Genomic DNA, 21,859 nt, shown 5'->3' on the forward strand with positions numbered 1-21,859 from the left:
GCAGGCGCGAAAATCATCCGAGGAAGAGACGCGTTCAGCGCAGAACGCGGCAGCGGCCGTTGTAGACCATCCAGCGGTCAAAGCCCGAGACGCAGAATTCGACGTTGTCGCCGATCGAGGCAAAGCCCTGGCCTTCCTCGATCAGATAGAAGATCGACCGGTCACGGCCGTCCGACAGACTGACGGTTGCCCGGCAATAGTGACGGCCGATCGGCCATTGCTCGCTCGCCAGCTGATATCGGTGCTGGTGAATGTTGTGAAAATCGGTGATCGCGACGTCGGGCAGATGCGGCACGTGATGCACCTGGTAGGCGAAGCGATGGGTGATCTTGTTCAGCACCCATGACTCACCACAGATGCTGCCGTCGTCCTCGGAATAGATGCCTATGACATCGGCGGCGTGAACGGCCTGCGTTACGCCGAGAGGCGCGGTAAAGGGGGTGCAGAGCGAAATCAGGGCAGCAAGTGCGGATTTGGCGAAGCGAGTCATGGCAGCCTCTCAAGGTCGATTGCGCGCACTGTGCGGATTCGCTTGGCGGCGGTCAAGCGGTTGCCGAAACAATGGTTTCCAGAAATCGGCGCTTGCAATTGCCAACAATAGCGAAGTTCACCAGGACAACGCACCGCAAAACGGCCGTTCCAAATCAAGCCTGCTCGCCGACCAGCCATTCCAGCGACCAGTGCGCCGGCTTTTCCACGGCGAGCAATCTGTGCAATGCCGGCAGCACGGTTCGCAATTCGCCTTCCAGCGTGAAGGGCGGATTGACCACTACCATGCCGCTGCCGTCGAGGCTGGGTTCCGACGAAGCCGGCCTGATCTCGAATTCTATGTCGAGGATTTTCGGGATGCCGGATTGCTTCAGCGCTTTCCTGAAGGCGATGATCGCCTTGCGGTCCTTGATCGGATACCACAGCGCATAGATGCCGCCAGGCCAGCGCCTGTGCGCCTTGACCAGCCCGTCGACGAGGCGGCCGAACTCGCCCTCTTCTTCGAAGGGCGGATCGACGAGCACCAGCCCGCGTTTCTCCTTTGGCGGCAGATGCGCGCCCAGCGTCAGCCAGCCATCGAGTTCCATCACCCGGGTCTGGAAATCGTCGGCGAATTCCGCCTTCAGCTTCACCGCGTCTTTCGGGTGCAGCTCGATCGCCGACAATCGATCCTGCTTGCGCAGGAGATTGCGTGCGAGCAGCGGCGAACCCGGATACTTCTTCACACCGCCCTCGGGATTGAGCGACCGCACCGTGCCGAGATAAGGCGCCAACAGCGCCGCCACCTTGGCATCGAACGAGGCGTCGATCAGCCGGCCGATGCCGCCCTGCCACTCGCCTGTCTTTTGCGCTTCGGGTGATGACAGGTCGTAGCGGCCGATGCCGGCATGGGTGTCGATGACGCGAAACGCCTTGTCCTTCTGCTTCAGATATTCGAGCAGACGCGTCAGCACGACATGCTTGACGACGTCAGCGAAATTGCCGGCGTGATAGGCGTGGCGGTAGTTCATGAAGCTCCCCTGCCCCGGCGCGGCGGCGGTTGCGAGTTTGGACTTTTCGGCCGGCCGCCACCGAAATGCAAGGACAGGAAACCGATCAAGCCAACCGCCATCAGGGATAAGCCGATCGGCCGCGCGCGGCTTCGGCTTCGCCCGCCCCGGAGCGCAAGACAAGATCGACCGCCCGCATCGGTATATCGTCGGCATCGCATTCAGACAGTCACTTGGTCAGATCTCGCCGGACAACCGGCTTGCCTTGGCGCCGTCGCGCAAGCGTTCCATTTCATCCAGCAGCATATCGAGCCCAAGCTCGAACGTCTTGTCGAACTCCGCCTTGCCAAAGTAACGGCCGGCAGCGGCGACATTGGGAAAATTACGCCCAAGCTCCTCGTTGCTGACGGGGGTGGCGGCCGATGGGCCCTTGGCGTACCCGGCTGTTTCGTCGAGCACCGCGCCGGTCAGATAATAGCCAACCGCGCGGAACAGCCTCGCAGTCGCCTCCTGGTCGAAGCCGCCGTCCTTGAACAGCCCGATGATGCCGTCCAGATAGGCAAGGCAAATGGGCGAATTCATGCGGTAGGTCAGGAAATACGTCGCGAAGGCCGGATGCTCGCGACCGATCCGGCGATAATCCAATATGGCCATGCGCATCCGTTGACGCCATGGCAAGCCGGGATCCGGCATCTCCAGCGGGCCGACCAGCCTGTCGACCATCGCCTCGAACAGATGCGTCATGGACGGAAAGTGGTGGTAGATGCTCATCGCCTCGCAGCCGAGCACCGCCGCCAGTTTGCGCGTCGAAAAGCCGGCGAAACCCTCCCGCTCGATCACCTCGAAGGCGGCGTCCTCGATCATCTCGCGGGACAGCCGACCGCGGGTTCGCTTTTTTTTGATCTCTGAGTCCATGGCGTCGCTTGACAGCTTACACTGTAAGGTTCATCTTCCGCGCACCTTACATCGTAAGGCTAGAAAAGACCAGAGGAGAAAACCATGTCGAACCGTCGCATCGCCGAATCCGTGCAATCTTCCATCCGCCGTGCGTTCCTTTTCACCACCGCAGCCTGCGTCCTGTCGCTCGGAGCAGCGCCGGCCCATGCCGATGAATATGATGCAACCATCAAGGACATCCAGTCGACCATGGGCGGTGTGCCAAGCTTTGTGAAACAGTTTCCCAAAGCCGGTCTGCCCGGTGCCTGGGCCGAGGTCAAGGCCATCGAACTTAGCGACAAGACGGCACTGCCGCCAAAGGTCAAGTCGCTGATTTCGCTGGCGGTGGCGGCGCAAATTCCGTGTAACTATTGCATCTGGTCGGACACGCAGGATGCCAAGCGCGCCGGCGCCACCGATGAGGAAATCCAGGAAGCCGTGGCGATGGCGGCGCTGACCCGCCACTGGAGCACCATCTTCAATGGCATGCAGATCGATTTCGACACATTCAAGAAGGAAATGGCTGGGCAGTAAGTCCACCGGCGACATGCAGAGGCCGGCCATCGGCGGGCCTCTGCATCATCACGTGACCTGCCTAGGCCTTGCGCTCCCAGCGGCGATCGGGCGTCTGCTGCCAGTAGGTCACGGCATGGCCGGCGTCCTTCATCGCCTTCCAGTGCCCCCGGGCCGCCTCGACCTGGGCGGCATCATGGCCGTCGAACAGGAACACGGCGCGCTCGTAGCCGCCGAGATCCGGCGGCGTGGCCCCGTCGACCAAGAAACGTATCTGCGCCGCGTTCGGGTTGGCTTCGCCGGTGGTCAACAGGATCGGCTGCTCAGCGGGATAGACTTCGCGGTCGCTGGCATGGGCGAGGAAGGAATCATCGCGAAATGTCCACAGATGCTGGTCTAGCGCGTCGCGCCGTTCCTCGGTGCCGGTCTGCACCACGGCGCGCCAGCCACGATCGATGCTGCGCTCCAGCAGACCAGGCAGCGCATCCTCCAGTGTCGATTCGGTCAGATGATAGAACAGCACCTCGGCCATGGATCGAGGTCAGCTCTCGTAATGGTCACGCACCAGCCGATCGAGCAGCCGCACGCCGAAGCCTGACCCCCAGGACTGGTTGATCTCGTTTGATGGCGAGCCCATCGCCGTGCCGGCGATGTCGAGATGCGCCCAGGCCGTGTCCTTGACGAAGCGCTGCAGGAACTGCGCGGCGATGATGGCACCGCCGTAGCGGCCGCCGATATTCTTCATGTCGGCGTTCTTGGAATCGATCAGCTTGTCGTATTCGGCGCCGAGCGGCATGCGCCACAGGCGCTCCTGCGTCGACTGTCCCGCTGCCACCAGCCTCTCCGACAGTTCGTCATTGTTGGAGAACAGGCCGGCATAATTCTGACCGAGCGCGACCATGATGGCACCGGTCAGCGTCGCCAGATTGACCATGAACTTCGGCTGGAAGCGGTCGTTGCAGTACCAGAGCGCATCGGCCAGCACGAGGCGCCCTTCGGCGTCGGTGTTGAGCACCTCGATGGTCTGTCCCGACATCGAGGTGACGATGTCGCCAGGACGCTGCGCGTGGCCGTCGACGGCATTTTCCACCAGCCCGATAATGCCGACGACATTGGCCTTTGCCTTGCGCGCGGCCAAGGCATGCATCAGCCCTGTTACGGCCGCGGCACCACCCATGTCGCCCTTCATGTCCTCCATGCCCGACGCCGGTTTCATCGAATTGCCGCCGGTGTCGAAGGTGACGCCCTTGCCGACGAAGGCGACGGGGTTGTCCTTGGGTTTGCCGCCGTTCCACTGCATGACGGCCATTCGGGCGCCGCGGGGGGAGCCCTGCGCGACACCGAGCAGCGAGCCCATGCCGAGCTTCTTCATCTCCTTCTCGGTCAGGATCTCGACCTTGACGCCGATCGCCTCGAGTTCCTTGGCGCGGGCGGCGAACTCGACGGGCCCCAGCACGTTGGCCGGTTCGTTGACAAGGTCGCGCGCCAGAAGCACGCCATCCATCACGGCCTCGGCATCCGTGAATGCCTTCCTGGCGCCCGCCGGGTCGGCGGTGTGGATTGTGACCTTGATCGGCTTCTTCGGATCGGACTTTGCGTCGTCCTTGTCCTTTCTGGTCTTGTACTTGTCGAAGGAATAGCTGCGCAGGAGAATACCCGCCCCGAGGGCGGCGGCGTCCTTGCCATTGGGCGAGGCCCCGACGAGGTCCAGCACCACCGCCACATCGGTTGCCTTGCGCAGCGACGCCGCAATGGTGCCGCCGAGCTTCAACCATGCATATTCGTCGAGCCCCGACGTCTTGCCGGCGCCGATCGCGACTAGCCTGTCGAGCGATGTTCCTTCCGGCGCCAGCATTTCGACGACGCCGGCGAACTTCCCGGTAAACTCGGCGACCGGGAAAGCGCGTTCCAGCGTCTTGCCGGGATCGTAAGCCTTGGCCGCATCACTCAGGCCACCGTCATCCGCCGACAGCACGAAGACCGTGCCCTTCCTGTTCGCCGACGCCTGAGGCGCGGCGAATTTTGCAAAGGCGATCGACGGTCTCTGGTTCATCATGTCCTGCTTTCGGGGATTGCGTGAAATTGCGCGAAGCGGTTTGAAGCGATCCGCGACATTTGGTCGTTTTCCGGCATTTGGCAAGACTTTGCCAAAATGGCTACCCATATGACACACGGAATCGATGGCGATTCGTCGCGGCACGGCGCCGCTTTTAGCCGCAACTTGTTGTTAACCATCGATGTTCGCCCTTTCTTATCCATTGCCGCCGACACTCCGGTCCACTGCGGCCCGCGACGTGGGTCGGGAACCGGATCGCCTGCCTGATGTGGCCCAATGGAGCCAGTTGTGCGGGCGTCGCCGGACAGCTACCCTTAGCGTGGTGGCATGATGCCGTTCGAGAAAATCGAGTAAAGCCTTCATGAAGGTCATTGAACGCTACATCATGCGCCGCGCTTTCGTGGTCTTCCTGGCGGCGCTGGTCTGGACGCTGGCCATCGTGTGGACGACGCAGGTGCTGGCCAAAATCGATCTGGTCACCGACAGCGGCCAGTCGTCACTGACCTTCTTCGAGGTCGCGGCCCTCATCCTTCCCTCGATCATCCCGATCGTCGTGCCTTTCGCGCTGGTGGTGGCGGTCGCCCAGACACTCAGCGTCATGAATTCGGATTCCGAGCTCGCCGTCGTCAACGCCGCGGGCGCCTCACGCTGGACGATCGTGCGGCCAATCATGCTTCTCGCCCTTGCGGCCAGCGTTTTTTCCTTTGCGGTCGACAATGGCATAGACCCCTATGCGCGGCAGAAAAATCGCGCCCTGGTGGCGGAGTCGCGCGCGGACCTGTTGTCGCTGATCATACAGGAAGGCACATTCCGAAAGATCGAGGACGGGCTGTTCCTGCAGATCGGCGAGCGGCTTCCCAACAATCGCCTGGGCGGAATCTTCGTCGCCGATTCGCGTGAGGAAGGTGTCAATCTCGTCTATTACGCCAAGACCGGCAGCATCGTCGAACGCGGCGGCGAAAAGGTGCTGATGATGAATGACGGCGTCATCCACCGCAAAACGCTAACCGGCGACCTGTCGGTTATCCGATTCACCTCCTATGCCTTCGACATGTCGGCCTTCATGTCGGCGGCCGGCCAGGTGACGCTCCTGCCGAAGGACCAGACCACCCAGTACCTGCTCAATCCAAGCCCAAACGACAAGAATTTTCAACAAATCCCCAACGAATACCGTGCCGAAATCAACCAGCGGTTTTCGGAATGGACCTATTCGATGGTCTTTGCCCTGATCGCGCTCGCGGTCGCGGGGGACGCGCGCTCGCATCGCGAGGCGCGCGTCAATCCGTTGATCACGGCCATCGCGATATCCCTGTTCGTACGCTGGCTTGGCTTCTTTGCCGCCAGCAAGGCCGACGAGATTCCGCAATATGCCTATATGGTCTATGGCGTGCCCATCGTGGCTTCCGCCGTGGCGATCTGGTTCATCGTGTCCAACCGGACCATGGAACTGCCGGTGGCCTGGGCCGATTGGATGACGAACCTGGCCAGCCGTCTCGGTGATGGCTGGAACGCCCTCAAATTGCGTTGGTCCAGGCGCGACACTTCAGGTCAAGGGGTCGGCTGATGGGCTGGACGCTTGGCCGTTATTTCTTCTTCCGCTACGTGGCGATCACGATCTGGTTCTTCATCGGCCTGCTGGCGCTGGTGTTCCTGATTGACTTCACCGAGCTGTCCGGTCGCACCACCGGTCTGCCCGGCTTCACCTATGGGACGGCGATGGCCATTTCGGGCCTTCGGATGCCGATGATCATGCTGCAGACGGTACCGTTTGTCGGCCTGTTCTCGGCCATGGCGACGCTGGTTTCGCTCAACCGGCGCTACGAGCTGGTCATCGCGCGGTCCGCCGGCGTTTCCGCCTGGCAGTTTCTTTTGCCATGCTGCATCGGGGCTTTACTGTTCGGCTTCGTGTCGGTGGGGCTCATCAACCCGCTGGCCGCGCATGCCTTCTCCTGGTCCGAGCAGATCGAGACCCAGCTGCGCTCCGGCAAATCAAATACGGTTTCGGCCGATGCCGCCCCCTGGATCCGCCAGAAAACCAGTTCCGGTGACACCATCATCGGCGCGCGGGCCATCCTCAACCAAGGCCTGGAGATGGCCGACGCCGTCTTTTTCATCCTCGACCCGCAAGGCAATATCGTCGAGCGCAAGGACGCCGCGCGTGCTTACCTGCGCGACGGCTATTGGGATTTGCAGGATGTGAAGACCTTCAGGAACGGCACCATCCAGCCCACGGCGAGCGATCGTGTGCCGACCAATCTGAAACCAGAATTCGTACAGGAACGGCTGGCGCGCCCGGAAACCATTCCCTTCTACGACCTACCCGGAAAAATCGAGGTTGCCCGTTCCTTCGGCCTCAAGGCAAATGCCTTTGCCATGCAGTTTGATTCGCTGGTGGCGTTGCCGTTCCTCCTCGTCGCCATGACGCTGATTGCGGCAACAGTTTCAATGAGATTTGCGAGGATGGGGCAATCGGCGACGATGATTCTGGGTGGCGTCGTTGCCGGGTTTCTGCTTTATGTCGTTTCGGTGCTGGTGAAGGCATTCGGCGTGGCGGGGTTCGTGCCGACTGCGATAGCCGCCTGGGTGCCGGTTGTAGTAGCTATGTTCTTCGGGGTGACTTTCCTGCTATACAAGGAAGACGGCTAGTGAGGGAGGCGTTTTTGCCCAGCAACAGGCAGGCCAATTTGGCGCGCCTCTATGCGGCGAGCGCCTTGGCGTGCCTGCTTGCCTGCGGCGTGCCGTTGCCTTCGTTCGCGCAAGATGTCGGCAACATGGCGACCAAGGTTCCGTCCGGCTCGCAGATGCTGCTGGCGGCCGACACGCTGGAGTACAACAACGACAACCAGACCGTGACCGCTATCGGCGGCGTGCAGATCGACTATGGCGGCAACCGCCTCGTCGCCCAGAAGGTGGTCTACAACCGCAACACCAAGCGGATGGTTGCCAGCGGTAATGTTGAAATCGTCAACAGCGACGGCACCAAGATCAATTCACAGCATATCGACATTACTGACGATTTCGCCGACGGTTTCGTCAACGCGCTTCGCGTTGAAACCGTCGACAAGGCCTATTTCGCCGCCGAGAGCGCCGAGCGCATGGGTGGCGTGCTGACCACCTTCCACAATGGCGTCTACACCGCCTGCGAACCGTGCGAGGACAAGCCCGACAAGGCGCCGACCTGGCGCGTGAAGGCCAGGAAGATCATCTGGAACGGCGAGAAGAAGACGGTTCGCTTCGAGAACGCGAATTTCGAATTCTTCGGCTTTCCGCTCGCCTACCTGCCGGCGTTCGAGATCGCCGACCCGACGGTGAAGCGCAAGAGCGGCTTCCTGATCCCGAGCGTCAACTACAACAGCCACCTGGGGTATAGCGTCAAGATCCCCTATTATTTCGCCCTTTCGCCGACTTATGACCTGACGGTGACGGGAAGCGGCTACACCAAGCAGGGCTTCCTTGGAGAGGCCGAGTGGCGGCAGCGCTTCAACAATGGCGAATACAGTTTGAAGATCGCCGGCATTCAGCAGCGGAATCCCGACGCCTTCATCGACAGCGCCGGCCGCAATGTCAGTTCGGGTGCAGCTGGCGATCCGAACAAGTTTCGCGGCATGATGGGCACGCAGGGGCAATTCGCGATCAACGAGCGCTGGGATTTCGGCTGGGATGTGCTGCTGCAGACCGACAAGAACTTCGCCAGCACCTACAATATCGGCAAATACAACGCCGCCGTTCACCAGTCGTCGGTTTACCTGACGGGCCTCAATGGCCGCAACTATTTCGACGTGCGCGCCATGCATTTCGACGTCCAGGAAAATACTCTAAACAGCAATCCCGCTGCGCGCAGCGGCCAGCAGCCTTGGGTGCTGCCGTCGCTCGACTATGCCTACATTCCCGATGTTTCGGTCGCGGGTGGCCAGTTGTCGCTCAATGTCAATACGCGGATTATCCGTCGCGACGATCTCGATGAGGCATTCAATGTACCATACAACTCCGCTACGCCTGTACAGCGTGTGCGCGGCATCGAAGGCGAATCCGGCCGTCTGACCGCCGAGACCGAGTGGAAGCGGTCATTCGTCACTGACGGGGGACTGGTGCTGACGCCGTTGCTGGCGCTGCAGGGCGACGTCGATTATCTCAACGCCTCATCGGGTTCGCTCGACGCGATCAATCACATGGCGACGAATTTGGGCGAGCAGGACGATATGCGCTCGTCCTTTGCCCGCTTTATGGCAACCGCCGGCCTCGAAATGCGCTGGCCGGTGCTGTTTTCCATGGCCAGCGGATCCAGCCATGTCTTCGAGCCGATGGCGCAGGTCTTCATGCGGCCGAACGAACAATATGTCGGCGGCCTCTCCGTCCCGAACGAAGACGCCCAGAGCATGGTGTTCGACGCGACCACCCTGTTCGAACGCGACAAGTTCTCTGGTTACGACCGTGTGGAAGGCGGTTCGCGCGCCAATGTCGGCCTGCGCTATTCCGGCTCCTATATCAATGGCTGGGGCACCAACGCGATTTTCGGCCAATCCTATCAGCTTGGCGGCGAGAATTCCTTCGCAGCGCCTGATCTGGTCAATGTCGGCGCCTATTCAGGCCTTCAGAACACCACGTCCGACTATGTCGGCCTCTTTGGCATCAACAGCCCGAACGGCTTCGCGGCCTCGGTCAGCGGCCGCTTCGACGAACAGTCCTTCGAGATTCGCCGCGCCGAGTTCAAGGCTGCCTATTCGGGCCTGCCGGTGTCATTGAGCGCCAAATATGCCTTCATCCAGGCCCAGCCGCTCTATGGCTTCACCACCGACCGTCACGAGGTCACACTCGGAGCGTCGACACATCTCGCCCAGAACTGGCGTGTGTTCGGCACGGGAACCTACGACCTGCAGGAAGGCCTGCTGGTCAAGGACGGGGTCGGTTTCGCCTACAACGATTCCTGCTTCACCTACCTGATGACGTACTCGCAGTCGCGCGACCTCAACACCAGGGAGGTGACGCAGAGCATCGGCTTCAATCTGTCGTTCCGCACCCTCGGCGATTTCGGCTCGTCGACCAACGCAGTCAACACCATCCAGTAGTCGGCGACATCGTTTTGCCGCATAGGGCTGGCACGGATTCGCGCACCCGGAAGAGGACGAAATTGGGCGGGACCGGGATAGAATTGGGATGCTAACGATGAGGAAATACCTCTTTTCAGCAGGGTTCGCGCTGCTTGTGGCGGCGACATCCGTGTCAATGACCGTCATGACGCCGCCGGCTTTCGCCAGCGAGATCAAATACGTCGTCAACGACATACCAGTCACCAGCGGCGATATCGCGCATCGTGCCGCGTTCCTGAAGCTGCAGCACAAGAAGGGCGACGCCGCCCAGGAAATGATCGACCAGACGCTGCGCTTGGCCGAGGCCAGGCGGCTTGGTATCCGCATCAGCGATGCCCAGGTGCAGGCTGCCTATCAGCGCTTCGCCACCAACAACAAGATGCAGATCAGCCAGCTTGACGGTGTCATGGAAAAGTCCGGTGTCGGCAAGGACCATTTCAAGGAATTCATCCGCGCCCAGATGGCTTGGAGCCAGGCCTTGAGCGCGCGTTACCGTTCCGGCGAAGGCGGCAGCGTGACCGAGCAAGATGCGGTCAGGCGCATGCTCGACAAGGGCGGAGCCAAACCAAGCGCCACCGAGTACATGCTGCAGCAGGTCATCTTCGTCGTACCGCCCGCCGAACGCAGCGCGACGTTGGCCAAGCGCAAGCGCGAGGCCGACGCCATGCGTGCCCGCTTCAATGGCTGCAACACGACGCGCGAGTTTGCCAAGGGCCTGATCGACGTCACCGTCCGCGATCTGGGCCGGGTGCTGGCACCGCAACTGCCGGCCGACTGGGCCGAGCAGATCAAGGCGACGAAGGTCGGCGGCGCCACCACCACGCGAGAGACCGAACGCGGCGTCGAGTTCATTGGCATTTGCTCCTCGCGCGAAGTGTCCGACGACAAGGCTGCCCAGATGGTGTTCCAGAGCGAAGGGTCCAACGACAAGGCCGCCGAGGATCTCAGCAAGAAGTATGTCGACGAGCTGAAGGCGAAAGCCCGCATCGTCAAGCGCTGACGTGAGCAGCGCGATGACCGCGCTGGCGTTGAGCGTCGGCGATCCATCCGGCATCGGCCCTGAAATCGCCGTCGCGGCCTTCCTGGCGCGCGAGGCTGTTGCCTTGCCGGCCTTTTATCTGCTGGCCGATCCGGCGCTGATCGCCTCGCGGGCAAGTCACCTCGGCGTGTCGGTGCCGATCGTCGAGACAACTCCCGCGCAAGCGGCGCAGATCTTCGCCCATGCCTTGCCGATCGTTCCACTGGCGGCCCACTTTATCGACAGCCCCGGCCTGCCGGATCCCGCCAACGCAGCCGGCACCATCGAGGCTATCGACCGCGCTGTCGCTGCCTGCCTTGCCGGCGAGGCCGCGGCTGTGGTCACCTGCCCTATCGCCAAGAAGCCGCTCTACGATGCCGGGTTCCGCTTCCCCGGCCACACCGAATATCTGGCCTATCTGGCGGTCGGGCACAGCGGCGTCGAGGTGATGCCGGTGATGATGCTGGCCGGCCCCGACCTGCGCACGGTTCCTGTCACCATACACATCGCTCTGGCCGAGGTGCCGAAGGTTTTGACCAGCGAGTTGATCGTCGCGACCGCGCGCATCACCGCCGCTGACCTCGCCAGCCGCTTCGGCATCGCCAAGCCGAGGCTCGCCATTGCCGGCCTCAACCCGCATGCGGGTGAAGGCGGCTCCATGGGGTTGGAGGATGAGCGTATCGTGCGCCCGGCGGTCGATATCCTGCGCGCCGAAGGCATCGATGCTTTCGGCCCCCTGCCGGCGGACACGCTGTTCCATATCCGGGCGCGAGCAGGTTACGACGCGGCGCTGTGCATGTATCACGATCAGGCATTGATCCCCGCCAAGGCGCTGGCCTTCGACGAGGCGGTCAACGTGACGCTCGGCCTGCCTTTCATCCGCACATCGCCCGACCACGGCACCGCCTTCGACATCGCCGGCAAGGGCATTGCACGGCCCGACAGCCTGATTGCGGCGCTGAAGCTTGCCAGAAGGCTCGCCGACACCGACAAAGAGGCTGCGGCCGTATGAGCGCTCCAGCTTCGGATCTTCGGGCATGAGCATCGACGGGCTGCCGCCCCTGCGCGACGTCATCGAGCGCCACGGGCTGCAGGCAAAAAAGGCGCTCGGCCAGAACTTCCTGCTCGACCTCAACTTGACCGGCAAGATCGCGCGCAGCGCCGGCGATCTGACAAATGCCACGGTGATCGAAGTTGGGCCGGGACCTGGAGGACTGACAAGAGCGCTGCTTTCCAACGGCGCCCGCAGGGTCGTCGCCATCGAGCGCGACGAACGCTGCCTGGCCGCCCTTGCGGAAGTCTCCGCCCATTATTCCGGCCGGCTGGAGGTGATCTCCGGCGACGCGTTGAAGACTGACTTCGCCGCGCTTGCTTCCGCGACCGACGGACATGGCGGCCCGGTGCGGATCGTGGCCAACCTGCCCTACAATATCGGCACGGAACTGCTGATCCGATGGTTGACGGTCCCGGACTGGCCGCCCTTCTACGCCTCGATGACGCTGATGTTCCAGCGCGAGGTGGCCCAGCGCATCGTCGCCGCGCCTGGCAGCGATGCCTATGGCAGGCTTGGCGTGCTGGCGGGCTGGCGCACGCAGGCCAGGATCGCTTTCGATGTGCCGCCCCAGGCATTCACGCCGCCGCCCAAGGTCACCTCCTCGGTGGTGCATCTGGAGCCACGCGCCACACCGCTGCCCGCCGATGTGAAAAAACTCGGCCGCGTCACCGAAGCCGCCTTCGGCCAACGCCGCAAGATGCTGCGGCAGAGCGTGAAAAGCCTCGGCGGCGAGGCCTTGCTGGAACGCGCCAGCATCGATCCGACCCGACGCGCCGAAACACTCAGTGTGGAGGAATTCGTGCGGCTGACCAATGCTGCGTAGCTTCCCTCTGCCCGTCTACGGGGAGAAGGAGGAGGCGTTCACGCCGTCTTCTCGTCCAGCAGGCCGGAGACGAAATCGAACAGACCGGGCCGGCGGTCCCGCCGCAGCCGCTCGGCGACAACGATGCCGCGCACTTCGGCGAAGGCACGGTCGAGATCGTCATTGACGATGACGAAATCATATTCCTTCCAGTGCTCGATCTCGGTACGGGCGTTCTTCAGCCGCGTCTCGATCACCGCTTCCTGGTCCTCGGCGCGGCGTTTCAGCCGCGACTTCAACTCCTTCATCGATGGCGGCAGGATGAAGATCGAGACGATATCGGCGCGCATCTTTTCCTTGAGTTGCTGGGCGCCTTGCCAGTCGATGTCGAACAGCATGTCGCGTCCCTGCGCCAGCGCCAGTTCGGCCGGCTCGCGCGGCGTCGCATAGCAATTGCCGTGCACTTCGGCCCATTCGAGCAGCGCGTCGGAATCGCGCAGCCGCTCGAACTCGCGCATCGTCCGGAAATGGTAATGAACGCCCTCGATCTCGCTGCCGCGGCGCGGCCTGGTGGTGACCGAGACCGACAGTTCGAGGCTGGAATCGCTTTCCAGAAGATTGCGCGCGATTGTCGACTTGCCGGCACCTGACGGCGACGACAGGACGAGCATCAGCCCCCGGCGGCGAATGCGGGACCCCAAATCCCTGGGAACCATCGGTTCCTTGGCAACCATCGGCTACTCCAGATTCTGGACCTGTTCACGAAACTGGTCGACCACGGCCTTCAGTTCCAGCCCGATCGCGGTGACGGCGGCGGCGTTCGACTTCGAGCACAGCGTATTCGATTCGCGGTTAAATTCCTGTGCCAGAAAATCGAGCTTGCGACCGACCGCGCCGCCTCCCGTGAGCAGCGCCCGGCCAGACGCGACATGCGTTTTCAACCGGTCGATCTCTTCGCGAATATCGGCCTTGGTGGCGAGGAACGCCGCCTCCATGTGCAGCCGGCTGGCGTCCAGATTGGCGGACGCGTCCATCAACAGCCTGACCTGTTCGCCGATGCGTTCTCGGATCGCCGCCGGATCGCGCGACGAGTCCGCTTCCGCGCGCAGCGTCAATACCTCGATGACGTCGATATGGCCGGACAGCAGCAGAGCCAGTGCAGCGCCCTCACCGTGCCGCGCCTGTTCCAGGCCCTTCAGCGCCACGTCGAGCGCAGCCATGATGGCGGTGTCAAGCGCGGTGCGCGCCTCTTCAGTCTCGACGGTTTCAGGAATGTCGAGCACGCCACGGAGCGACAGCAACCCGTCGGCGGTCGCGGGGGCAACGCCGAACTGCTCCTGCAATCGCTTGGCAAGACCCGCAAGGTCTTTCAGAAACGCTTCGTTGACGACGGGTTGTGCCTGCGCGCCGGCAGCGCGGCCGATGGTCAGCGTCGCCTGGAAATTGCCGCGGGCGAAACGCTTCTGCAGCGTTTGCCTGACCGCCGGCTCCAGTCGTTCGAAACCTTGCGGCAGCCGCAGCCGCACCTCGACGCTCTTGCCATTGACGGACTTGACCTCCCAGGCGATGGAGGTGCCGTCATGCTCGGCGACGGCGCGGGCAAATCCGGTCATGCTCTGCAAATTCATGTCGCCTGCATATCCTTGGCGCATCACCCCGAAACCGGTTTTCCGGACAGGGGCAAGTGCTGCGTAAAAACGATCACGCCCGGGTGCGTCGAAATCAGACGCATGGCGTTCTTTCAAATGTCAGGCCGTCGCCCTAGGGGCAACGCCTTTCTTCCTCTTACTGGGCAGCGCCCGCATCGCCGCCGGCGTCGCCATTGTCGCCACCGCTGGTGTCGCTTCCACTGCCGTCGGCAGGCTTGTCCGCATTGTTGCCGCTGGTACCAGCGGCCGAGGCGGCCTTGGCCGCCTCATCGGCCTGCTTCTTCTGCAACGCGCGATAGCGGGCAACGTTCTCATTGTGCTCATCAAGCGTCGCGGCAAAAACGTGACCGCCTGTGCCGTCGGCGACGAAATAGAGATCGTCGGTCTTGGATGGATTGGCAACGGCCTCAAGTGCCGCACGGCCCGGATTGGCGATCGGTGTCGGCGGCAGGCCGCTGATCGCATAAGTATTGTAGGGCGTCAGCTTCTGGATGTCGGACTGGTAGATCGGGCGGTCGGCGGGCTTTCCCTTGCCGCCAAACAGACCATAGATGATGGTCGGATCGGATTGCAGGCGCATCCCCTTGGCCAGCCGGTTCAGGAAGACGGCAGCAACGCGCGAACGCTCGTCACCCCTGCCGGTTTCCTTCTCGACGATCGAGGCCAGGGTGACGAATTCCTGGACATTGGCCAGCGGCAGGTCCGGCGCACGCCGCTGCCATACCTCATCGACCAGTTTCTTCTGATCGGCCAGCAGCTTGTCGATCATCTGCTGGCGCGTCGCGCCACGCGTGAAGCGCAGCGTGTCGGTGGCAAGGCTGCCCTCCGGCGGCATGGCCGTGGGCATGACGCCGCTCAAGGCGGGTTCGTCGGCAATGCGCTCCAGTGCCTGCTCGACGGTCAGCCCCTCCGGAATGGTCAGCGAATACATCACCGACTTGCCGCTCTTCAGCAACTCCATGATGTCGCGCATGGATGCCCGGGGCTTGATCGCATATTCGCCGGCCTTGAGTGCGGAATCATTGCCAAAGGCGCGCACACCAAGACGGAATACGCGGGCGTCAGTGATCAGGCCGCGGCGCTCAAGCTGGTCGGCGATGTCCTGGACGCCCGTGTTCGGCTTGACGAGGAAGGTGTCGCCATTGGCCGAGGGGCCGGGCTCGGTGAATTCCTGTTTGCCGAAGTAGAGCGCCGCGCCTGCCGCCAGAACCGTCAGGATCACCAAAGAGATGACGAAGTTCATGAACACGACGACCTGGCTGCGCGAAGCACGCGAGCGCTTCGGCGGCGGCGTTCCAGCTTCCGGCCGCAAGGCCTCGCTGGCCGTCTTCGGTACGATCGGCCCGGTGTTAGCGGGCCGCTGCCCCGATTCTCCGTTGCCCGCCGGATTTGTGTTCATTTCGCCCTACCGTTTGATCTCTCAACGAATCCCCTGCGGCAGAGTAGAGGCGAATATGGCAAAATTGACGGCACGCCAACGCGGCGTCCGGCAGCCGGACGATCAGCCATTGTAGCGCTGGAACACGAGCGAAGCGTTTGTGCCGCCGAAGCCGAAGGAGTTGGACAATGCTACGTCGATCTGGCGGGAGCGAGGCTTGTTGGGCACCAGGTCGATCGCCGTTTCGCGCTCGGGGTTGTCGAGATTGATGGTCGCCGGCGCAATATTGTCCCTGATAGCGAGGATCGAAAATATCGCCTCAGCGGCACCCGCCGCCCCCAGGAGATGGCCGATCGACGACTTGGTCGACGACATCGAAATCTTTGAGGCGGCATTACCGGCCAGCCGCTCGACAGCGCCGAGTTCGATCGTGTCGGCCATGGTCGAAGTGCCATGCGCGTTGATGTAGTCGACATCGGCGGGCGTAAGCTTGGCCCTGTTCAACGCCGCGGCCATGCAACGGAAAGCGCCGTCGCCGTCCTCGGCCGGTGCGGTGATATGATAGGCATCGCCAGTGAGACCGTAGCCGGTCACCTCAGCGTAAATCTTGGCGCCGCGGGCCTTGGCGTGCTCGAGATCTTCCAGCACGACAACACCGGCACCCTCGCCCATGACGAAGCCGTCGCGGTCACGATCGTACGGGCGCGACGCCGTCTGCGGGGCATCATTGCGCTCGGTCGACAGTGCCCGGCATGCGGCGAAGCCGGCGATCGACAGCCGCGTCACCGGCGCTTCGGCGCCGCCCGCGACCATGATGTCGGCATCGCCCCACATGATCAGCCGGGCCGCATCGCCAATGGCGTGCGCGCCGGTCGAACAGGCCGTGACGACGGAATGGTTCGGGCCCTTCAGCCCGTGCCGGATCGAAACCTGGCCGGAGACGAGATTGATGATCTGACCCGGGATGAAGAACGGGCTGATGCGGCGCGGACCGCGCTCCTTCAGGATTATCGCATTCTCGGCGATACCCTCGATGCCGCCGATGCCCGAGCCGATCAGGACGCCGGTGGCGCACTGTTCCGCATGGGTTTTCGGTTGCCAGCCGGAATCCTTCAGCGCCTCGTCGGCGGCGGCAATCCCGTACAGGATGAAGTCGCCGATCTTGCGCAGTTCCTTCGGCTCGAGCACGGCCTCGGGATTGAAGGTGGCATTGCTGCCGTCACCACGCGGAATGACGTGAGCGATCTTGCAGGCAAGATCTTCCACCTCGAACTCGGTGATGCGCCTGGCGGCGCTGCGGCCGGTCAGAAGTTCCTTCCAGCTGTGCTCGAAGCCCATGCCAAAAGGCGACAACAATCCAAGGCCCGTGACGACGACACGCCTCATCGCAGGTCCTCCCCGGTGATGACTGCAGAATGCGTCAGGCCGAAGCCTTGTCGATATACTTGACAGCGTCGCCAACGGTCAGAATGGTCTCGGCTGCGTCGTCGGGAATCTCGACGCCGAATTCTTCTTCGAACGCCATGACGAGTTCAACCGTGTCGAGGCTGTCAGCGCCCAGATCATCGATGAAGCTCGCCTGCTCCGTCACTTTGTCGGCATCGACGCCAAGGTGCTCGATGACGATCTTCTTGACGCGCTCTGCGGTGTCACTCATTTGGGCATCCTCGTCTTTTGTTTGTCTGTCTTCGTTAGCGGGCAGAATGCCGCTAATCAAGTTGAAAGATGGTCCTGCCGGAAACGCAACGGCTACGGACCGGTTTTTGCCCGAACCGCCGGGTTGCGGGCCGCATTACACGAAAAATGGGCAAGGTCCAAGCCGAAATGGTCTGTTTTCACAGCGTGCTGGCCTTGCCTGTCATTGCCCCAAAACCGCTGCGTGCTTCTGGATGGCATTCGTCAGATCATCGCCATGCCGCCATTCACGTGAATGGTCTGGCCGGTGACGTAAGCGGCTTCGTTGGAAGCGAGATAGACCACAGCGGAGGCCACTTCGGCGCTGGTGCCCATACGGCGCGTCGGGATCGCCGCCATGATCGCTTCCTTCTGCTTGTCGTTGAGCTTGTCGGTCATCGCCGATTCGATGAAGCCCGGAGCGACGCAGTTGACGGTGATGTTGCGGGTGGCGATCTCCTGCGCCAGCGATTTGGAGAAGCCGATCATGCCGGCCTTGGAGGCACAGTAATTGGTCTGACCGGGATTGCCGGTGACGCCGACGACAGAAGTGATGTTGATGATGCGGCCGTGGCGGCGGCGCATCATCGGGTGGGTGAGTTCGCGGGTAAGCCTGAACACGGCCGTCAGGTTGACTTCGAGCACCGTGTCCCAGTCGGCGTCCGACATGCGCACGAACAGCCCATCCTTGGTGATGCCGGCATTGTTGACCAGGATATCGACGCCTTCGAGATCGGCTTCCGCTTTCTGGCCAAGCGCCTTGACCTCGTCGCGGTTCGACAGGTTGGCCGGAAACAGCTTGACCCGGTCACCGAGTTCGGCGGCCAGCGCCTCCAGCCTCTCGACGCGCGTGCCGTGCAGGCCGACGATGGCGCCTTGTGCGTGAAGCACCCTGGCGATCGCCTCGCCGATCCCCCCCGAAGCACCGGTGACGAGCGCCTTGCGGCCGGTCAATTCGAACATTTTTGTCTCCAGGTTGAGAAGAGCACAGCCTCTATAGGGATGGGATCAAATGGCGCTTTATGCAAGCGCGGCCAATGCTGCCTCGACTTCAGCCGCCGAACCGACCGATGCGGTGGCGATGTCGCGGTTGATACGCCGCGCCAGGCCCGAAAGCACCTTGCCGGCACCAATTTCGTAGAGCGTGGCGACAGCGTTGGCGCCAAGCCAATCCACCGTCTCGCGCCAGCGAACGCGACCGGTCACCTGCTCGACCAGGCGCCGCGCGATCTCGTCCGGATCGCTCGACGGTGTCACCGACACATTGGAGACGACAGGAACCAAAGGTGCATTCTTCGTCACTCCGGCCAGCGCGTCTCGCATGATCTCTGCCGCCGGCGCCATCAGCGCCGAATGGAAAGGAGCCGAGACCTGCAGCATCAGCGCCCGCTTGGCTCCCTTTTCGGTGCAAAGTTTCGCCGCCAGTTCGACCGCCGCCTTGGCACCGGAAATCACCAACTGGCCGCCGCCATTGTCATTGGCGATCTGGCAGACCTTGCCGGACCCTTGCGCGGCCTCGGTGCAGGCGGCTTCGACATCGGTCTGCTCCAGCCCAATGATCGCCGCCATGGCGCCCTCGCCGGCTGGAACTGCCGCCTGCATGGCATTGCCGCGGATACGCAGCAGCCGGGCGGCATCGGCGGCGGAAATGAAGCCGGCGGCGGCAAGCGCCGAATATTCGCCCAGCGAATGGCCGGCGACATAGGCGACCTTGTCTTTCAACGAGAAACCGCGCGACTCCAGTGCCCTGATCGCTGCCAGCGATACCGCCATCAAAGCCGGCTGCGCGTTCGCCGTCAGCGTCAAGGTCTCTTCCGGACCTTCCCAGATCAGCTTCGACAGGTTTTCGCCAAGCGCGTCATCGACCTCCTGGAAGATCCTGCGCGCCTCGGGAAAGGCATCAGCGATATCCTTGCCCATGCCGACAGCCTGGCTGCCTTGTCCCGGAAAGGTGAATGCAACGGCCATGCGAGGGCTCCCGAAGACTTGTTCTGCTTGCCTGATAACACGAATTTTCCTTGCCTGTGACGCAAGGCAGCCGGTCAAGTCAAGCCCGCTTCAAACAAGCCTCAGGTCGGAACCTTCTGCCGAGTGCCTGTTCCAAAAGGACTTTTGGCGATCACTCCTGATGAAAACTGCTCACGATTCGTTTGCTGGCTCTTCTTATTTCCGATACAGGCGCTAGCTTGGCGTGACAGTTTCATGACAATCGAGTGACGCGTTTGTCGCTGGGTGGGGAAGTTAAGGTGGCCAAGAATTCGAAACGCGCCGGCGAGGCCGCGCCGCAGTTCCTGGAAGACGATCCGTCCACCGGTTATTTGCCGGGCCGGAGATGGCCGGTCGTCCGTTACGGATTGGTCAGCCTGCTGATCTCCGCCGTCCTGGTGTTCGCCATCGAGTTGATCGTGCGTGGCGATGTTGCCGGCACTGTTTCCTTCTTTCTTCAACCGCTCAAGCCCGGCTGGACGACCATCGTCGTGTTCGCCCTGATCCTGATCGGCCTCGACGCCTTGCTCGGCCGCAGTCACCAGAGCCTGATGATTGTCGCGCCGTTGACCCTGGGGCTGGCCTTTGTGGGTCATCAGAAATCGCACTATCTTGGCGATCCGCTCTATCCGACAGATTTCCTCTACGCTCGCCAGATTTTCGCCCTGCTGCCGCTCCTGGTGCGCGAACGGCCGATGACCGCGCTGGCCATGGTCGTGGGCATCGTCGTCGGACTGTCGCTGCTCGTCCACGGTTGGCGGCTGTGGCACCGCAAGGTTCCGGCCCTCAGCCGCAAAGGCCGCCTTGCGCGGCTGACGCTGGCAGTGCCTCTGCTCGCCTTCTTCGTCTCGATCATGGACTACGCCACCTTCTCGTGGACCCGGGACCGGCTGCAGATCATCCCGATCATGTGGGACCAGAAGGAAAACTATGCCTCCAACGGCTTTGCGCTCGCCTTCGCGCTTAACGTGCCGATGGCCCATGTCTCGGCCCCCTCAGGCTATTCCGACAAGGCAATCGCGGCGATCGACCGGCCGCGGACGACAGCATCGGTGCCCGATGACAAGCCCGACATCATCGTCGTCATGAGCGAATCCTTCTGGGATCCAACCAAGCTGCCTGGCGTCGCCATCACGCCGGATCCCATTCCCACAGTGCGGCGACTGCGTTCGGGTTCGATGTTCTCACCTGAATTCGGCGGCATGACCGCCAACATCGAATTCGAGGCGCTGACCGGCTTTTCCAATGCTTTCCTGCCGGCCGGCAGCATCCCCTACCAGCAATATGTGCGCACGCCGACGCCTTCGATGGCGACCTTCCTGAAGAGTGAAGGCTACAGGGCGCGCGCCATCCATCCAGGCACCAACTGGTTCTGGAACCGTGGCGCGGTGTATGCCGATTTCGGTTTCAACGATTTCAAGTCGGAAGAGACGTTGCCGCCCATGGAAAAGCGCGGACCGCTGGCATCGGATGCGGCAATGACGGATGAGATCATCCGCGAAGCCGACGCCAGCGACGATCCGGTGTTCTTCTTCGCCGTCAGCCTGCAGAACCACGGCCCCTATGAGCCGAACCGCTATAACAACCCGACCCACTCGGTACAGGCGCCGATCAGCCAGTGGGCGCGCGATTCGCTGCTGAGCTATGCGGAGGGTTCGGCCGATGCGGACCGTGGCCTTGACCGGTTGATCGAATGGGCCAAGAAGCGCGAGCGGCCAACGATCATCGCCTTTTTCGGCGACCATCTGCCGCCGTTGGGGCCGGTCTATGTCGAGACCGGGTTCCTCAAGGACAACGTCGCGCCACGCAAGGAGCCGACGCCGGAAGCGGCCCTTGAACATCACGAGACACCGCTGGTCGTCTGGTCGAACCGCTCCGGTCCGGTCAAGGACCTCGGCACGGTGAGCCCGGCATTCCTGCCCTATCATATCCTGACGGCCGCGGGCATCACCCATCCCTACTACACCGGTTTCCTGGGCGAGATGCGGGAGCGCTACCGCGTCGTCGACCGCAACCTGCTGTTGACACCGACTGGCCAAGCCACGCCCGATTGGTCGCGTCAGAAGGAGATCGACCCGGCGATCCGCGATTTCCAGCTGATCCAGTACGATATGATGTTCGGCAAGCGCCATGCGGCGCCGGACTTCTTCCCCGAGACGGTCAACAAGGTCGTCGCCCATACGAGCTGAGCCAATCGGCGAGCGCTGACCTCCCTGTGATGCGCCTTC

The 21,859-nt window shown here is 62.4% G+C and carries 21 protein-coding genes and 1 pseudogene; 9 read left to right on the forward strand and 13 right to left on the reverse strand.

What is annotated here, in order from left to right:
- Positions 1-34: 34 nt before the first annotated feature.
- The 4 genes and pseudogenes from FJ938_RS19295 to FJ938_RS19310 form a co-directional block, all read right to left on the reverse strand.
- Entirely contained in the window at positions 35-490 is a 456-nt protein-coding gene (locus FJ938_RS19295) for a hypothetical protein (protein WP_140610822.1), read from the reverse strand.
- 154 nt (positions 491-644) lie between these two features.
- Positions 645-1,499 (reverse strand): 23S rRNA (adenine(2030)-N(6))-methyltransferase RlmJ, encoded by an 855-nt coding sequence (locus FJ938_RS19300; protein WP_140610823.1) that lies wholly within the window; start codon positions 1,497-1,499, stop codon positions 645-647.
- Positions 1,496-1,695: pseudogene (locus FJ938_RS30415) on the reverse strand (hypothetical protein); the annotation flags it as partial. The pseudogene FJ938_RS30415 and the gene FJ938_RS19300, both read right to left, overlap by 4 nt.
- A 20-nt stretch (positions 1,696-1,715) precedes the next feature.
- Positions 1,716-2,393 carry a TetR/AcrR family transcriptional regulator gene (locus FJ938_RS19310; protein WP_140610824.1) on the reverse strand — a complete coding sequence of 226 codons (678 nt, stop codon included), beginning with the start codon at positions 2,391-2,393 and terminating at the stop codon, positions 1,716-1,718.
- A gap of 84 nt (positions 2,394-2,477) precedes the next feature.
- Between FJ938_RS19310 and FJ938_RS19315 the strand changes: the two genes are divergently transcribed.
- Positions 2,478-2,948 (forward strand): carboxymuconolactone decarboxylase family protein, encoded by a 471-nt coding sequence (locus FJ938_RS19315; RefSeq protein WP_140610825.1) that lies wholly within the window; start codon positions 2,478-2,480, stop codon positions 2,946-2,948.
- Positions 2,949-3,009: 61 nt separating this feature from the next.
- On the opposite strand, the gene FJ938_RS19320 is transcribed toward FJ938_RS19315, so the two are convergent.
- Entirely contained in the window at positions 3,010-3,459 is a 450-nt protein-coding gene (locus FJ938_RS19320) for a DNA polymerase III subunit chi (RefSeq protein ID WP_140610826.1), read from the reverse strand.
- Between the two features lie 9 nt (positions 3,460-3,468).
- A complete protein-coding gene (locus FJ938_RS19325) occupies positions 3,469-4,980 on the reverse strand; it encodes a leucyl aminopeptidase (RefSeq protein ID WP_140696408.1) in 1,512 nt (503 codons plus the stop codon).
- A 364-nt stretch (positions 4,981-5,344) separates the two neighbouring features.
- Here FJ938_RS19325 and lptF point away from each other — a divergent pair, with 364 nt between their 5' ends.
- The 6 genes from lptF (at position 5,345) to rsmA (ending at position 12,965) form a co-directional block, all read left to right on the forward strand.
- Complete coding sequence (lptF, locus tag FJ938_RS19330) at positions 5,345-6,547, forward strand: LPS export ABC transporter permease LptF (RefSeq protein ID WP_140610827.1); 1,203 nt, start codon at positions 5,345-5,347, stop codon at positions 6,545-6,547.
- Complete coding sequence (gene lptG, locus FJ938_RS19335; protein WP_181165658.1) at positions 6,544-7,629, forward strand: LPS export ABC transporter permease LptG; 1,086 nt, start codon at positions 6,544-6,546, stop codon at positions 7,627-7,629. Before lptF ends, lptG begins: the two co-directional genes overlap by 4 nt.
- Positions 7,629-10,049, forward strand: a complete 2,421-nt coding sequence (locus tag FJ938_RS19340) for an LPS-assembly protein LptD (protein WP_181165655.1) — start codon at positions 7,629-7,631, stop codon at positions 10,047-10,049. The genes lptG and FJ938_RS19340 overlap by 1 nt, the downstream gene beginning before the upstream one ends.
- Before the next feature lie 88 nt (positions 10,050-10,137).
- On the forward strand, positions 10,138-11,070 hold the full coding sequence (locus FJ938_RS19345; RefSeq protein WP_181165656.1) for a peptidylprolyl isomerase: 933 nt from the start codon (positions 10,138-10,140) through the stop codon (positions 11,068-11,070).
- A gap of 13 nt (positions 11,071-11,083) precedes the next feature.
- Positions 11,084-12,100: a 4-hydroxythreonine-4-phosphate dehydrogenase PdxA gene (pdxA, locus tag FJ938_RS19350; RefSeq protein ID WP_181169137.1), complete on the forward strand. Its 1,017-nt coding sequence runs from the start codon at positions 11,084-11,086 to the stop codon at positions 12,098-12,100.
- A gap of 25 nt (positions 12,101-12,125) precedes the next feature.
- Positions 12,126-12,965, forward strand: coding sequence for a 16S rRNA (adenine(1518)-N(6)/adenine(1519)-N(6))-dimethyltransferase RsmA (gene rsmA / locus FJ938_RS19355; RefSeq protein WP_140696351.1), 840 nt, complete (start codon positions 12,126-12,128; stop codon positions 12,963-12,965).
- A gap of 38 nt (positions 12,966-13,003) precedes the next feature.
- On the opposite strand, the gene gmk is transcribed toward rsmA, so the two are convergent.
- The 3 genes from gmk to mltG all read right to left on the reverse strand — a co-directional run bounded on the left by gmk (position 13,004) and on the right by mltG (position 15,836).
- Positions 13,004-13,660 carry a guanylate kinase gene (gmk, locus tag FJ938_RS19360; RefSeq protein ID WP_140696411.1) on the reverse strand — a complete coding sequence of 219 codons (657 nt, stop codon included), beginning with the start codon at positions 13,658-13,660 and terminating at the stop codon, positions 13,004-13,006.
- Positions 13,661-13,681: 21 nt separating this feature from the next.
- Positions 13,682-14,572, reverse strand: coding sequence for a YicC/YloC family endoribonuclease (locus FJ938_RS19365; protein ID WP_140696354.1), 891 nt, complete (start codon positions 14,570-14,572; stop codon positions 13,682-13,684).
- A 157-nt stretch (positions 14,573-14,729) separates the two neighbouring features.
- Entirely contained in the window at positions 14,730-15,836 is a 1,107-nt protein-coding gene (gene mltG / locus FJ938_RS19370; RefSeq protein ID WP_246673411.1) for an endolytic transglycosylase MltG, read from the reverse strand.
- On the opposite strand from mltG, the gene FJ938_RS30020 reads away from it, so the two are divergent.
- A complete protein-coding gene (locus FJ938_RS30020; RefSeq protein WP_246673413.1) occupies positions 15,823-16,107 on the forward strand; it encodes a hypothetical protein in 285 nt (94 codons plus the stop codon). The two genes, mltG and FJ938_RS30020, sit on opposite strands and share 14 nt — an antisense overlap.
- Here FJ938_RS30020 and fabF read toward each other — a convergent pair.
- The 4 genes from fabF to fabD all read right to left on the reverse strand — a co-directional run bounded on the left by fabF (position 16,095) and on the right by fabD (position 19,613).
- On the reverse strand, positions 16,095-17,357 hold the full coding sequence (gene fabF, locus FJ938_RS19375) for a beta-ketoacyl-ACP synthase II (protein ID WP_140610836.1): 1,263 nt from the start codon (positions 17,355-17,357) through the stop codon (positions 16,095-16,097). The two genes, FJ938_RS30020 and fabF, sit on opposite strands and share 13 nt — an antisense overlap.
- A gap of 34 nt (positions 17,358-17,391) precedes the next feature.
- On the reverse strand, positions 17,392-17,628 hold the full coding sequence (locus FJ938_RS19380) for an acyl carrier protein (protein ID WP_006203723.1): 237 nt from the start codon (positions 17,626-17,628) through the stop codon (positions 17,392-17,394).
- A 242-nt stretch (positions 17,629-17,870) separates the two neighbouring features.
- Positions 17,871-18,608 (reverse strand): 3-oxoacyl-[acyl-carrier-protein] reductase, encoded by a 738-nt coding sequence (gene fabG, locus FJ938_RS19385; RefSeq protein ID WP_140696360.1) that lies wholly within the window; start codon positions 18,606-18,608, stop codon positions 17,871-17,873.
- Between the two features lie 57 nt (positions 18,609-18,665).
- Positions 18,666-19,613: an ACP S-malonyltransferase gene (fabD, locus tag FJ938_RS19390; protein ID WP_140696363.1), complete on the reverse strand. Its 948-nt coding sequence runs from the start codon at positions 19,611-19,613 to the stop codon at positions 18,666-18,668.
- A 278-nt stretch (positions 19,614-19,891) separates the two neighbouring features.
- On the opposite strand from fabD, the gene FJ938_RS19395 reads away from it, so the two are divergent.
- Entirely contained in the window at positions 19,892-21,820 is a 1,929-nt protein-coding gene (locus tag FJ938_RS19395; RefSeq protein ID WP_246673415.1) for an LTA synthase family protein, read from the forward strand.
- The last annotated feature ends 39 nt before the right edge of the window (positions 21,821-21,859 follow it).

It is taken from the genome of Mesorhizobium sp. B2-4-14, from assembly GCF_006442155.1.
Taxonomy (GTDB): domain Bacteria; phylum Pseudomonadota; class Alphaproteobacteria; order Rhizobiales; family Rhizobiaceae; genus Mesorhizobium.

Bases quoted from the DNA above. Each gene is read 5' to 3' on its own strand.
- FJ938_RS19295 (WP_140610822.1), bottom strand. From the start codon at position 490: ATGACTCGCTTCGCCAAATCCGCACTTGCTGCCCTGATTTCGCTCTGC.
- FJ938_RS19300 (WP_140610823.1), bottom strand. From the start codon at position 1,499: ATGAACTACCGCCACGCCTATCACGCCGGCAATTTCGCTGACGTCGTC.
- FJ938_RS19310 (WP_140610824.1), bottom strand. From the start codon at position 2,393: ATGGACTCAGAGATCAAAAAAAAGCGAACCCGCGGTCGGCTGTCCCGC.
- FJ938_RS19315 (WP_140610825.1), top strand. From the start codon at position 2,478: ATGTCGAACCGTCGCATCGCCGAATCCGTGCAATCTTCCATCCGCCGT.
- FJ938_RS19320 (WP_140610826.1), bottom strand. From the start codon at position 3,459: ATGGCCGAGGTGCTGTTCTATCATCTGACCGAATCGACACTGGAGGAT.
- FJ938_RS19325 (WP_140696408.1), bottom strand. From the start codon at position 4,980: ATGAACCAGAGACCGTCGATCGCCTTTGCAAAATTCGCCGCGCCTCAG.
- lptF (WP_140610827.1), top strand. From the start codon at position 5,345: ATGAAGGTCATTGAACGCTACATCATGCGCCGCGCTTTCGTGGTCTTC.
- FJ938_RS19345 (WP_181165656.1), top strand. From the start codon at position 10,138: ATGCTAACGATGAGGAAATACCTCTTTTCAGCAGGGTTCGCGCTGCTT.
- pdxA (WP_181169137.1), top strand. From the start codon at position 11,084: ATGACCGCGCTGGCGTTGAGCGTCGGCGATCCATCCGGCATCGGCCCT.
- rsmA (WP_140696351.1), top strand. From the start codon at position 12,126: ATGAGCATCGACGGGCTGCCGCCCCTGCGCGACGTCATCGAGCGCCAC.
- gmk (WP_140696411.1), bottom strand. From the start codon at position 13,660: ATGGTTCCCAGGGATTTGGGGTCCCGCATTCGCCGCCGGGGGCTGATG.
- FJ938_RS19365 (WP_140696354.1), bottom strand. From the start codon at position 14,572: ATGAATTTGCAGAGCATGACCGGATTTGCCCGCGCCGTCGCCGAGCAT.
- FJ938_RS30020 (WP_246673413.1), top strand. From the start codon at position 15,823: ATGACGAAGTTCATGAACACGACGACCTGGCTGCGCGAAGCACGCGAG.
- mltG (WP_246673411.1), bottom strand. From the start codon at position 15,836: ATGAACTTCGTCATCTCTTTGGTGATCCTGACGGTTCTGGCGGCAGGC.
- fabF (WP_140610836.1), bottom strand. From the start codon at position 17,357: ATGAGGCGTGTCGTCGTCACGGGCCTTGGATTGTTGTCGCCTTTTGGC.
- FJ938_RS19380 (WP_006203723.1), bottom strand. From the start codon at position 17,628: ATGAGTGACACCGCAGAGCGCGTCAAGAAGATCGTCATCGAGCACCTT.
- fabG (WP_140696360.1), bottom strand. From the start codon at position 18,608: ATGTTCGAATTGACCGGCCGCAAGGCGCTCGTCACCGGTGCTTCGGGG.
- fabD (WP_140696363.1), bottom strand. From the start codon at position 19,613: ATGGCCGTTGCATTCACCTTTCCGGGACAAGGCAGCCAGGCTGTCGGC.